General features: G+C 62.7%; 11 protein-coding genes. All 11 read left to right on the top strand.

Translation table 11 applies throughout. From position 1 onward, the window contains the following. Nucleotides 1–42: 42 nt before the first annotated feature. The 11 genes from CEW83_RS06870 to infB all read left to right on the top strand — a co-directional run bounded on the left by CEW83_RS06870 (nucleotide 43) and on the right by infB (nucleotide 11,987). Nucleotides 43–918: an alpha/beta fold hydrolase gene (locus CEW83_RS06870; RefSeq protein WP_108951244.1), complete on the top strand. Its 876-nt coding sequence runs from the start codon at nucleotides 43–45 to the stop codon at nucleotides 916–918. A 14-nt stretch (nucleotides 919–932) separates the two neighbouring features. Next, nucleotides 933–1,763, top strand: a complete 831-nt coding sequence (locus tag CEW83_RS06865; protein ID WP_199915221.1) for a 3',5'-nucleoside bisphosphate phosphatase — start codon at nucleotides 933–935, stop codon at nucleotides 1,761–1,763. Between the two features lie 23 nt (nucleotides 1,764–1,786). Beyond that, complete coding sequence (locus CEW83_RS06860; protein WP_108948685.1) at nucleotides 1,787–2,419, top strand: L-threonylcarbamoyladenylate synthase; 633 nt, start codon at nucleotides 1,787–1,789, stop codon at nucleotides 2,417–2,419. A gap of 42 nt (nucleotides 2,420–2,461) precedes the next feature. Further along, nucleotides 2,462–3,121, top strand: coding sequence for a site-2 protease family protein (locus CEW83_RS06855; protein ID WP_108948684.1), 660 nt, complete (start codon nucleotides 2,462–2,464; stop codon nucleotides 3,119–3,121). An 8-nt stretch (nucleotides 3,122–3,129) separates the two neighbouring features. After that, nucleotides 3,130–4,332, top strand: a complete 1,203-nt coding sequence (locus CEW83_RS06850) for a tryptophan--tRNA ligase (protein ID WP_108948683.1) — start codon at nucleotides 3,130–3,132, stop codon at nucleotides 4,330–4,332. Between the two features lie 44 nt (nucleotides 4,333–4,376). After that, nucleotides 4,377–5,216 (top strand): segregation and condensation protein A, encoded by an 840-nt coding sequence (locus CEW83_RS06845; RefSeq protein WP_108948682.1) that lies wholly within the window; start codon nucleotides 4,377–4,379, stop codon nucleotides 5,214–5,216. Beyond that, a complete protein-coding gene (gene scpB, locus CEW83_RS06840) occupies nucleotides 5,194–5,796 on the top strand; it encodes an SMC-Scp complex subunit ScpB (protein WP_108948681.1) in 603 nt (200 codons plus the stop codon). The genes CEW83_RS06845 and scpB overlap by 23 nt, the downstream gene beginning before the upstream one ends. After that, nucleotides 5,738–6,787: a 23S rRNA pseudouridine(2605) synthase RluB gene (gene rluB, locus CEW83_RS06835; protein ID WP_108948680.1), complete on the top strand. Its 1,050-nt coding sequence runs from the start codon at nucleotides 5,738–5,740 to the stop codon at nucleotides 6,785–6,787. Before scpB ends, rluB begins: the two co-directional genes overlap by 59 nt. Nucleotides 6,788–7,042: 255 nt before the next feature. Further along, nucleotides 7,043–7,477, top strand: coding sequence for a ribosome maturation factor RimP (gene rimP / locus CEW83_RS06830; RefSeq protein WP_108948679.1), 435 nt, complete (start codon nucleotides 7,043–7,045; stop codon nucleotides 7,475–7,477). 27 nt (nucleotides 7,478–7,504) lie between these two features. Next, nucleotides 7,505–8,980, top strand: a complete 1,476-nt coding sequence (nusA, locus tag CEW83_RS06825; RefSeq protein ID WP_108948678.1) for a transcription termination factor NusA — start codon at nucleotides 7,505–7,507, stop codon at nucleotides 8,978–8,980. A 13-nt stretch (nucleotides 8,981–8,993) separates the two neighbouring features. Continuing rightward, on the top strand, nucleotides 8,994–11,987 hold the full coding sequence (gene infB, locus CEW83_RS06820; protein WP_108948677.1) for a translation initiation factor IF-2: 2,994 nt from the start codon (nucleotides 8,994–8,996) through the stop codon (nucleotides 11,985–11,987). Nucleotides 11,988–11,990 lie beyond the last annotated feature (3 nt).

The following is an 11,990-nucleotide window of genomic DNA, read 5'->3' as shown; positions in this document are numbered from 1 at the left end:
CCTGCGTGCGATGAGCGGGGCGTCATTTGCTATCATCGCAGCATGAAATCAAGCCGAAGCCGTTTCCTCGAAGTCCGGGGTGTGCGCTACCACGTTCGAGAGTGGGGGCGGGAAGGTGCGCCTCGTCTGTTCCTGCTTCACGGATGGATGGATGTGTCGGCGTCATTTCAGTTCATTGTCGATGCGCTTGAGGGTGACTGGCATGTCATTGCACCCGACTGGCGCGGATTCGGTCTCAGCCAGTGGTGCGGCGACGCATACTGGTTTCCGGACTACTTTGCCGACCTTGACGCCATTCTCGAGCAGTTGCAGCCAAATGGTGAGGTGCGTCTCGGCGGTCACAGTCTCGGTGGCAACGTGGCGCTGATGTACGCCGGCATCCGGCCGTCACGGGTCGGCCGGGTGGTGGTCATGGACGGCTTCGGTCTGGTGGACCGCTCGCCCGAAGAAGCGCCTGGCCGCTACGAAAAATGGCTGCACGACCTCCGGTCGCCGGCTCAGTTCAGGCCCTACGCCGATTTCGATACCCTGGCGGCACGTCTGTGCCGGGACAATCCGCGCCTGGCTGCCGAGCAGGCCGTCTGGCTGGCGCGTCATCTGGGTGAGGACGACGGGCAGGGCGGCATCAGGCTGGCGGGTGATCCCGCGCACCGACGGGTGAACCCGGTGCTTTACCGTCGAGCCGAGTCCGAAGCCTGCTGGCGCCGGGTGTCGGCGCCGGTATTGTGGCTGGAGCCGGACGATCAGAGCGTGCGGCAACGGATCGGGGTGAACGACGAGTCGCACGAGAGTGCCAAGGCGTGCCTGCGGGATGTCCGGGTAGCGACGATCACGGATGCGGGGCATAACCTGCACCACGATCAGCCGCAGCAGGTGGCCGGGATCATTGAAGCCTTCCTGCGGTCTGAACACGCATGACCGGAGACTTTTCAATGAACGCAGACCTGCATTGCCATTCCACGGTGTCCGACGGCTGGCTTGAACCCGAGGCGGTCGTGCGCCGCGCGGCAGCCAACGGTGTCGAACTGCTCGCGCTGACCGATCACGACGAACTCGGCGGACTCGATGAAGCGGCGCGGGTGGCGGGGGAGCTGGGGCTGCGCTTCGTCAATGGTGTCGAAATCTCGGTGTCGTTCGCGGGAGAAACCATTCACATCGTCGGCCTCGGCTTCGATCACCGTCACCCGGCACTGATCGAGGGCCTGAAGCAGGTGCGAAGCGGCCGCGATGCCCGCGCAAGACGGATCTCCGAGGCGCTCGAGAAGGCCGGTATCCGCGACGCACTGGGCGGGGCGAGGCAGTTTGCGCGTAACCCCGACCTCGTCAGCCGCGCCCATTTCGCGCGTTTCCTGGTGGCCAGCGGCGTCATGCCCGACGTCAAGACCGTGTTCGAGCATTACCTCGTACGTGGCAAGCCGGGTTTCGTCGAGCATGAGTGGGCAAGTCTCGAAGAGGCCGTAGGCTGGATTCGCGAGGCGGGCGGCATTGCCGTCATTGCACATCCGGCACGCTACCGTCTGTCGACTGCCGCGCTCGAAGAGCTGTTCGATCGGTTCGTCGCTGCGGGGGGCGAAGCGGTCGAAGTGGTCTCCGGTGCGCACTCCGAAGACGAGATGCGACGTTTTGCAAGCATTGCAAGGCGGCGTAACCTGCTGGCTTCCCGCGCCTCCGACTTTCATGGCGAGAGCGAGAGCCCGGTCGACCTCGGCCGGTGCAATCCGCTTCCGTCAGACCTGACGCCCGTATGGTCGCGCCTGGGTTGAACGACTGAAAACAAGAAAGGCATATGGCTCAATTTTTCTCGCTCCATCCGGAGCAACCCCAGGCCCGCCTGATCCGTCAGGCCGCCGAGATCATTCGCGGCGGAGGGCTCGTCGCTTTTCCGACCGATTCCGCGTACGCCCTCGGCGGGCTGACGGGCGACGCCTCGCTGCTTGAGCGCATCCGGCGCATCCGTGGTGTGGACGATCGTCATCACTTCACCCTGCTGTGCCGCGACCTGTCGGAGATCTCGACCTACGCCAGGGTGGATAACACCCAGTACCGCCTGCTCAAGGCGACGACCCCCGGGCCCTATACGTTCATTCTCGAAGGTACGCGCGAGCTGCCCCGACGCCTGCTGCATCCAAAGCGAAAAACGATCGGTCTGAGGGTTCCAGAGCATGCGGTCGTCTCGGCGCTGCTTGCCGAACTGGACGAGCCGATGCTGTCGTCCACGCTTCTGCTGCCGGACGAAGATCTGCCCCTGACCGACCCCGAGGAGATTCGTGATCGCCTTGAAAAACAGGTCGATCTCGTCATCGAAGCGGGCTTTTGCGGTCCCGAGGCAACCACGGTGATCGACCTCACCGGCGGCGGCCCGACCCTGGTGCGCGCAGGTCGGGGCGATCTGGCCCCCTTCGGGATTGAGGAGGACTAGGGCCGGCTCTGCTAGAATGCGCTGCTTTGTGCTCCCGCTTTCATGGAATCGCTGATATCTAATCTGGCCATCTGGGCCTTGCCGGTGTTGCTCGCCATTACGCTGCACGAAGCGGCGCATGGCTATGTGGCCCGCTATTTCGGCGATCCAACGGCAGACCGGGCCGGGCGCATCACGCTCAATCCCCTGCGACACATCGATCCGGTCGGTACTGTGCTGGTCCCCGCAGGTATCCTTGGCCTGAGTGTTCTGTTCGGCGGAGGCGGCATTCTTTTTGGCTGGGCCAAGCCGGTCCCGGTCGACTTTGGCCGTTTGCGGCGCCCCAAGGCAGACATGCTGTGGGTCGCGGCGGCCGGGCCGGGTGCCAACCTGGCAATGGCCATCGGCTGGGCGCTGCTGTTCAAGCTTGCGATCAGCTCGCCGCAGGGTGCCTTCACCATTCCGATGATGAAAATGGCGGATGCGGGCATGCAGATCAACGGCGTGCTGATGTTGCTCAACCTGCTGCCGATTCCGCCGCTCGATGGGGGGCGCATCGCAGTCAGCCTGCTGCCCGGTCGCCTTGCGTGGCACTTCTCGCGCATCGAGCCCTTCGGTTTTCCTATTCTTCTGCTGTTGCTGTTTAGCGGTTTGCTGGGCGCCATTCTGGGGCCCATGCTCGCCATGTTCCGCTTTTTTCTCGCCCTGATTTTCGGAATCTAAGACCTGCCATGTACGCTGAACGCGTTCTCTCCGGCATGCGCCCGACCGGGCGTCTGCATCTCGGTCATTACCACGGAGTGCTCAAGAACTGGGTCAAGCTGCAGGAGGAGCATCCCTGCCTGTTCTTCGCTGCCGACTGGCATGCACTGACCACCGCCTACGATACCCCGGCGGTGATCGAAGACCATGTTTGGGAGATGCTGATCGACTGGCTCGCAGCCGGCGTCGATCCGTCGCAGGCAACGCTGTTCATCCAGTCGCGCGTGCCCGAGCATGCGGAGCTGCATCTGCTGCTGTCGATGATGTGCCCGCTGGGCTGGCTTGAGCGTGTGCCGAGCTACAAGGATCAGCAGGACAGGCTCAGTGGCAAGGATCTCGGGACTTACGGCTTTCTCGGTTATCCCCTGCTGCAGGCGGCTGACATCCTGATCTATCGCGCCGATACCGTGCCGGTGGGTGAGGACCAGGTGCCGCATGTCGAGATGACGCGCGAAGTGGCGCGGCGCTTCAATCACCTTTACGGTCGCGAGCCCGGGTTCGAGGACAAGGCCAGGGATGCGGTGCGCAAGCTCGGCTCCCGGCGTGCCCGCATGTATGCCGAATTGCGCGTCCGCTTCCAGCAGGACGGCGAAGGGGATGCACTCGAACAGGCCAAGGCCTTGCTCGAGGAAACACAGAACCTGAGCCTCGGTGACCGTGAGCGTCTCTACGGTTACCTCGAAGGCAACGGCAAGATGATCCTGGTCGAGCCGGACGCCCTGCTGACCGATGCCCCGCGCATACCGGGTCTCGATGGGCAGAAGATGTCGAAGTCTCACAACAACACGATTTTCCTGCGCGAGGACGACGACAGCGTGGCGCGCAAGATACGCACCATGCAAACCGATCCTGCCCGTGCGCGGCGCACCGATCCGGGTGATCCGGATAAGTGCCCGGTGTGGCAGTTTCATGTTGTCTATTCGGACGAATCGACCCGCGACTGGGTGCAGAATGGCTGCCGCAGTGCGGGGATCGGCTGCATCGAATGCAAGCAGCCGGTTGTCGATGCGGTGATCAAGGAACAGGCGGGTTTGCGCGAGCGTGCGCGTCCCTATATCGAGGACCCGTCGCTGGTGCGCAACATTCTTGCCGATGGCTGCGAGCGCGCGCGCAAGCTTGCCCAGGAGACGATGCGGGATGTGCGCGAAGCAATGGGCTTGAGCTACGGGTGAGTGGATCGTGCTGAGTTTCGACGTCGGGAACCGCATGCTTCGCAATGACTGAAGCGACGCTGCCGCTGCCACTGGTCCCGATCGAAACGGTCGAGGATGTGGCGACAATCGCACGTCTTTACGGCGAGCCCATGCTCGAAATGCCGAAAGACCTGTATATTCCGCCCGACGCACTGCAGATCATCCTTGATGCGTTCGAGGGGCCGCTGGATTTGCTGCTGTATCTGATCCGCAAGGCCAACCTCAACGTTCTCGACATTCCGATGGCGCCGTTGACGGTTCAGTATCTGACGTACGTCGAAGCGATGCGTGCCAGCAACCTCGATCTGGCTGCAGACTATCTCCTGATGGCAGCGATGCTGCTCGAGATCAAGTCACGCATGCTGCTGCCGCGTCCGCCGCGGGACGATGCCGAAGAAGAAGATCCGCGCGCCGAACTGGTGCGCAGGCTGCTCGAGTACGAGCAGACCAAACTTGCCGCGGCGCGCCTCGATGCCATGCCGCGGGTCGAGCGCGATTTCGAGTGGGTGAGCGTGTTTGTCGCCGAGAAGGTGGTCGAGCGCCTGCCCGAGGTCAGCCTGCACGATCTGCAGCTGTCCTGGTTGCGCATCATGAAGAAGGCCCGGCTGACCCAGAATCACCGGGTAGGGCGCGAGCAGCTGTCCGTTCGCGAGCACATGACGTCGATCCTGCGCAAGCTGGGGGGCGGCGATTTCGTGGTCTTCGATACGCTGTTCGAGCCGGAGCTGGGTGCGGCCGGCCTGGTGGTGAGCTTTTTGGCGGTGCTCGAACTGGTCAAGGAACGACTGGTCGATGTCACGCAGAACGAGGCCTTTGCGCCGATATACGTGAAACTGGCTGATGGATCGCGCGACAACGCCTGAACTGTGCAAACGCATCATCGAAACGGCATTGCTGGCGACGCCCGCACCGTTGACGGTGGGCGTCCTGCGCGGGCTGTTCGACGAAGATCCGGGACCGGATCTGGTGCGGCGTCTGCTCGACGAGCTGCGCAACGACTGGGATGCGTCGGAGCGCGGCGTCGAGCTGGTGCAACTGGCCGGCGGCTGGCGTTTTCAGACGCGCCCTGCATTCCAGGTGTACCTGGATCGCCTGAAGGAGGAAAAACCGCCGCGTTATTCGCGTGCGGTCATGGAAACATTGGCAATCATTGCCTACCGCCAGCCGGTAACCCGTGGCGACATCGAGGATATTCGCGGTGTCACGGTCTCCCCTGGCGTACTGAAAACCCTGGAATCGCGGGGATGGATCGACGTTGTCGGTCATCGCGACACGCCCGGCAGGCCGGCGTTGTTCGCGACCACGCGACGTTTCCTGGATGATATGGGTCTGCGCAGCCTCACCGAGCTGCCGGCTCTCACTGAAATCGAAAGGATCATGGATCTTGTCGACACCACGCAAATCCAATCGGCCGCTGCGGCCGCCGACCAAGAAACCGACTGAGCAGGGACGGCATCAGCCCCGCCAGGGTGGGCGCCGCGACGCGCCCGATGAATTCGTGGACGAGGACCGTCGTCCCGCCATGCGCCCGGACGCGCACAAGTCCGCGCTGGGTACGCCTGAAGGCATGACCCTCGAAGGGCCGGGGCGGGAGCGCCGCCGTGGTCCCGCCCAGAATGGTCCGGCGACCTTCACCGAACCCGAGCGTCTGCAGAAGGTGCTGGCTCAGGCCGGCGTGGCTTCGCGCCGCGAGATCGAAGAGCTCGTGGTTGCAGGTCGTATCTCGGTCAATGGTCTGCCCGCAGCGCTCGGGCAGAAGATCGGGCCGGGTGACCGGGTCAAGCTCAACGGCAAGCTGATTCCGCTGCGCTTCGTGCAGCGCACGCCGCGGGTTCTGATCTATCACAAGCCCGAGGGCGAGATCGTTTCGCGTGACGACCCTGAAGGGCGCCCGACAGTGTTCGAGCGCCTGCCGGTCCTGCGCAAGGGGCGCTGGCTCGCAGTGGGGCGTCTGGACTTCAATACCTCGGGTTTGCTGCTGTTTACCAGTGATGGCGATCTCGCCAACAAGCTGATGCACCCGCGCTATGAGATCGACCGGCAGTACGCGGTCCGTCTGCTGGGCGAGCTGACTGAAGAGCAGGCGCGTCAACTGGTTGACGGCGTTGTGCTCGACGATGGTCCGGCCCGCTTCAACTCCCTGCAGGCTGCTGGTGGCGAGGGGGTGAATCACTGGTATCACGTGACGCTCTCGGAGGGGCGTAATCGCGAGGTCCGGCGCATGTTCGAGGCGATCGGACTCACCGTGAGCCGGCTGATACGGGTGCGTTACGGTCCGGTCGAACTGCCTTCACGGCTAAAGCGCGGGATGTGGATGGAAATGCCCGAGGTCGAGGTGTGCAAGCTTGCCGGCCTGCCGCCGCCCCCGCCAAAGCAGGGGCCGCCGGGCAAGGCGCAACCGCCCAAGTTGCGGCGCACTGCGCCGCGTGCCTGAGCGTTCGCGCGCGAGAACAACTGCTGCGAGGTGCATGACAGCCTGCCACTTGGGTAAGGATCGATCCGCCAGGTTTGCAGCCCGTCGGGCATGCCGTGCATGAATTGTGCCGGTTTGCCCGTCGCGGGCTTTTCGCGCTATACTCGGCGGGCTTTATCGGGTGCTCCCAATAATGGGGAGCCCGATTCTCCGGTTGGGGTCAACAGGGATGGGCTTTTTGCCCATTTTTTATTTGTAGTCGCGGATGGCGTGAGTATGCGGGTGGATCTGGGAAGTCTGGTTGAGCAAGTGGTCAGTGGGCTCGGGTACGAGCTGGTTGACCTTGAATTGTCGCCCAAGGGGCGGCTTTTTCGCGTCTTCATCGATATCGAGCGTGGTATCAACGTGGATGATTGCGCGACCGTCAGTAACCAGCTGACCCGGGTTTTCGAAGTCGAGAATATCGATTACGACCGGCTCGAAGTGTCGTCCCCGGGGCTCGATCGGCCGCTCAAGAAGCTGGTTGATTTCGAGCGCTTTGCCGGGCACGAGATCCAGTTGCGACTGTCCCTGCCAATCGGCAATCAACGAAATTTTGTAGGCGTGCTTCAGGGTGTGCGTGACGGCGAGGTGCTGCTCACGACTGAAAAGGGCGAACTGAGCCTGCCCTATGCTGATATCGAGAAGGCACGCCTTGTTCCGAAATTCTGAGACTCTGGATGTGGAGGTTTTACTGAAATGAGCCGCGAAATTCTGCTGCTTGTGGATGCGCTGGCACGTGAAAAGAACGTTGCCAAAGACATCGTGTTCGCCGCGCTCGAGTCGGCGCTTGCCTCCGCGACCAAAAAGCGCGTTCATGACGATGCCGACGTTGTCGTCAGCATCAATCGCGATACCGGCGATTACGAGTCGGTTCGTCGCTGGGTGGTCATGCTCGACGAGGACGTGACCAACGATGAGGCCGAGATGGGCATCATCGATGCGCGCGAGGTCAAGGCCGACGTCGAGCTGGGTGATTACATCGAGGAAGCGCTCGAGCCGATCGACTTCGGCCGTATCGGTGCCCAGGCTGCGAAGCAGGTCATTCTGCAGAAAATTCGCGATGCCGAGCGCGAGCAGGTGCTGAACGACTTCCTTGAACGCAAGGAATTCCTGGTTTCCGGTGCGATCAAACGCATGGAGCGGGGCAATGCGATCATCGAAGTGGGCCGGATGGAAGCCGTGCTGCCGCGTGATCAGCACATTCCGCGCGAGAACCTGCGCGTGGGTGACCGCGTCCGGGCGTATCTGCTCAAGATCGATCGTGGCGCGCGGGGTCCGCAACTCATCCTGTCGCGCACCGCGCCCGAATTCCTGATGAAGCTGTTCGAGCTTGAAGTGCCCGAGATTGAAGACGGCCTGCTCGAGATGAAAGCCTGCGCACGTGACCCCGGTCTGCGTGCGAAGGTGGCCGTCAAGTCGAATGATCCGCGTATCGATCCGATCGGCACCTGCGTCGGTCTGCGTGGTTCGCGCGTGACCGCCGTGCGTAACGAGATCGGTGGCGAACAGATCGACATCATCGTGTGGTCTGCCGACCCGGCCCAGTTCGTGGTTTCGGCGCTGCAGCCCGCCGAAGTGGTTTCGATCGTTGTTGACGAAGAAGCGCACGCGATGGATGTGGTGGTGGACGAGAACAATCTCGCCATCTCCATCGGTCGCAACGGGCAGAACGTCAAGCTGGCGTCCGAGCTGACCGGCTGGACCATCAATCTGATGAGCGAGCAGGAGTCGGCCGCCAAGTCGGAAGAAGAGCGCGGCGGTTTGCGCTCGGTCTTCATGGCCAAGCTTGATGTGGATGAAGAGCTGGCCGATATCCTGATCGACGAGGGTTTCTCCTCGCTTGAGGAAATTGCCTATGTGCCGCTCGCCGAAATGCTCGAAATCGAGTCCTTCGACGAAGACACTGTGAATGAGTTGCGCAACCGTGCGCGCAACGTGTTGCTGACTGAAGCAATTGTGACCGAGGAAAAACTGGAAAACGTCGCTGACGACCTGTTGAACCTCAATGGCATGGACAAGGCGCTTGCCGCTACGCTGGCGAGTCATGAGATTCGCACCCGGGACGACCTGGCTGACCTCGCGGTCGACGAGCTGGTTGAGATGGCCGGGATCGACGACGAACGAGCCAAGGCGCTGATTTCCGTTGCGCGCGCCCACTGGTTCGAAGAATGACGGGAGGGCAGTAATGGAACAAATGAGCGTGACCCAGTTTGCCGGCGAACTGAAAATGCCGGCGGCGGCGCTGCTCGAGCAGTTGAAGAGTGCCGGTGTCGTGAAGACCGGTGCGAACGATATGCTGACCGAGCAGGACAAGGCGCGTCTGCTCGAATATCTTCGGCGTGCGCATGGCGACGTCGAATCCAAGGGCAAGATCACTCTGACCCGCAAACAGACATCCGAGATCCGTGCGACCGACTCTACCGGTCGTGCGCGCACCGTGCAGGTCGAAGTTCGCAAGAAGCGGACCTTCGTCAAGCGCGATGACACCGCAGGTGGCGAAGCGACGGCAGTCGAGGCGACGGCTGCTGCGGCGCAAGATCAGGCTCCGGCCGAGAAGGTTGAAGCCGTTGCACCGGTCGAGGCTGTCGCCGCGCCGGCGCCCGTCGTCGAGCCTGCGCCTGCCGAGGCGCCTCCGGTCGTCGAGGCGGCACCCGAGCCTGAGCCCGTTGTTGCGCCTGAGCCGGTAGCGGAAGCCGCTTTCGAAGCGGTTGCAGCCGAGCCCGTGGCCGATGTGGCTGCTCCTGAACCCGCGGTCAGCACGCCTGTGCCCGCACCTGCTGCGTCTGCAGCAAGGAACGACGAGCGCAAGGGCGGTGATCGTAAAGGCAATGATCGCAAGAGCGGTGACCGCAAGCAGGCCGATGGCCGCGGCGGCGCGTCCCGTGGCGGCGACAACCGCCAGGCGGCCCCGAAAGCCGGCCCGGCACCGACCATGGTTCATTCCCGTCCGGTCCCGATCAGCCAGATCATCAGTGACGAAGAGGTTGCAGCGCGCGAGCGCGAATCGCGCCGTCACCGCGAACTGGTAGAGCGCCAGCAGGCCGACATCCGTGCCCGCCAGGAGCGCGAGCAGGCCGCCAAGGCTGCAGCCGAAAACCGCCGCCTTGAAGAAGAGGCGCGTGTCGTCGCCGAGCAGAAGGCGAAGGAAGAAGCTGCGCGTCCGGCGGCGGCGAAGCCCGCCAAGTCGACCTCCGGTACGCTGCACAAGCCGGCGAAGACCGAAGACAAGACCAAGGATTCGGCAAACAAGCGCGGCGGTGCTCGTGAAAGCGAAAGCAGCAAGCGTCGTGGTCTGAAGACCCGTGGCGAAGTCGGTGCATCGACGTCCGGCAACGCCTGGCGCGGTGCCAAGGGTGGTGGCCGTCACAGCCGCCATCAGCAGGACGATCGCCAGACCTCGTTCCAGGCGCCTGTCGAGCCGATCGTGCGTGAGATCCATGTGCCGGAAACCATTTCCGTCGCCGATCTTGCCCACAAGATGGCCGTCAAGGCGACCGAAGTGATCAAGGCGCTCATGAAGATGGGCATGATGGTCACGATCAACCAGGTGCTGGACCAGGAAACGGCGATGATCATCGTCGAAGAACTGGGCCACCAGGCTGTTGCTGCAAAGCTCGACGACCCGGATGCCTTCCTCGACGTTACCGAAGAGCAGAAGGATGTGGCAGTGCTGCCGCGTGCGCCGGTGGTGACCGTGATGGGTCACGTCGACCACGGCAAGACCTCGCTGCTCGACTACATTCGTCGCGCCAAGGTTGCAGCCGGCGAGCATGGCGGCATTACGCAGCACATCGGTGCGTATCACGTGGAAACGCCGCGTGGCATGATCACCTTCCTCGATACCCCGGGTCACGAAGCCTTTACGGCCATGCGTGCCCGTGGTGCGAAGGCGACCGACATCGTCATTCTGGTGGTGGCTGCGGACGACGGCGTGATGCCTCAGACCCGTGAAGCGATTCACCACGCCAAGGCCGCCAACGTGCCTGTCGTGGTGGCGATCACCAAGATCGACAAGCCCGAGGCAAACCTCGAGCGCGTCAAGCAGGAACTGGTTGCCGAGAGCGTGATCCCGGAAGAGTACGGTGGCGACACCATGTTCATGCCGGTTTCCGCGAAGAGCGGCGAAGGCGTGGATGCGCTGCTCGAAGCGCTGCTGCTGCAGGCCGAAGTGCTCGAACTGACGGCACCGGTCGAATCTGCAGCCAAGGGCCTGATCGTTGAAGCGCGTCTCGACAAGGGGCGTGGTCCGGTGGCTTCGATGCTGGTTCTGTCCGGTACCCTGCACAAGGGTGACGTGCTGCTCGTGGGTGCGACTTTCGGTCGCATCCGTGCAATGCTCGACGAGAACGGCAAGGCGATCGATTCCGCAGGTCCTTCGATTCCGGTCGAAATCCTGGGTCTCTCCGACGTGCCGGCAGCCGGCGATGAAGCGATCGTGCTCGGCGACGAAAAGAAGGCGCGCGAAATTGCGCTCTTCCGTCAGGGCAAGTTCCGCGACGTCAAGCTGGCCAAGCAGCAGGCGGCGAAGCTCGAAAGCATGTTCGAGCAGATGTCGGACGGCGAGGTCAAGAGCCTCCCGCTCATCATCAAGGCCGACGTGCAGGGTTCGCAGGAAGCGCTGGTGCAGTCGCTGGTCAAGCTCTCTAACGACGAAGTCCGTGTCAACGTCATTCACGGAGCGGTCGGTGCCATTTCCGAATCGGATGTGAACCTGGCGCAGGCATCGGGTGCGGTGATCATCGGCTTCAATACGCGTGCCGATGCCGGTGCGCGCAAGCTGGCCGAGACCTTTGGCGTCGATATCCGCTACTACAACATCATTTACGATGCTGTGGATGAGGTGCGTTCCGCGCTGTCGGGCATGCTGTCGCCGGAGAAGCGCGAGGAGATCATTGGTCTGGTGGAAATCCGCCAGGTCTTCACGATTTCCCGTGTTGGATCGGTTGCCGGTTGTTATGTGCTCGAGGGCATGGTCAAGCGCGGTTCTTCCGTGCGTCTGTTGCGCAACCATACGGTCGTGTGGTCGGGCGAGCTCGAATCGCTCAAGCGCTTCAAGGACGATGTCAAGGAGGTCAAGTTCGGCTACGAATGCGGTCTCCAGCTCAAGAACTACAACGACATTCACGAAGGCGACCAGCTCGAGGTGTTCGAGATCAAGGAAATTGCACGGACGCTTTGATCA

Source organism: Parazoarcus communis (assembly GCF_003111645.1).
Taxonomy (GTDB): domain Bacteria; phylum Pseudomonadota; class Gammaproteobacteria; order Burkholderiales; family Rhodocyclaceae; genus Parazoarcus; species Parazoarcus communis_A.
The sequence above is the reverse complement of the archived record's forward strand: the minus strand, read 5'-3'. Positions and strand labels throughout refer to the sequence as shown.

Coding starts and splice junctions, on each gene's coding strand:
- CEW83_RS06870 (WP_108951244.1), top strand. CDS start 43: ATGAAATCAAGCCGAAGCCGTTTCCTCGAAGTCCGGGGTGTGCGCTAC.
- CEW83_RS06865 (WP_199915221.1), top strand. CDS start 933: ATGAACGCAGACCTGCATTGCCATTCCACGGTGTCCGACGGCTGGCTT.
- CEW83_RS06860 (WP_108948685.1), top strand. CDS start 1,787: ATGGCTCAATTTTTCTCGCTCCATCCGGAGCAACCCCAGGCCCGCCTG.
- CEW83_RS06855 (WP_108948684.1), top strand. CDS start 2,462: ATGGAATCGCTGATATCTAATCTGGCCATCTGGGCCTTGCCGGTGTTG.
- CEW83_RS06850 (WP_108948683.1), top strand. CDS start 3,130: ATGTACGCTGAACGCGTTCTCTCCGGCATGCGCCCGACCGGGCGTCTG.
- CEW83_RS06845 (WP_108948682.1), top strand. CDS start 4,377: ATGACTGAAGCGACGCTGCCGCTGCCACTGGTCCCGATCGAAACGGTC.
- scpB (WP_108948681.1), top strand. CDS start 5,194: ATGGATCGCGCGACAACGCCTGAACTGTGCAAACGCATCATCGAAACG.
- rimP (WP_108948679.1), top strand. CDS start 7,043: ATGCGGGTGGATCTGGGAAGTCTGGTTGAGCAAGTGGTCAGTGGGCTC.
- nusA (WP_108948678.1), top strand. CDS start 7,505: ATGAGCCGCGAAATTCTGCTGCTTGTGGATGCGCTGGCACGTGAAAAG.
- infB (WP_108948677.1), top strand. CDS start 8,994: ATGGAACAAATGAGCGTGACCCAGTTTGCCGGCGAACTGAAAATGCCG.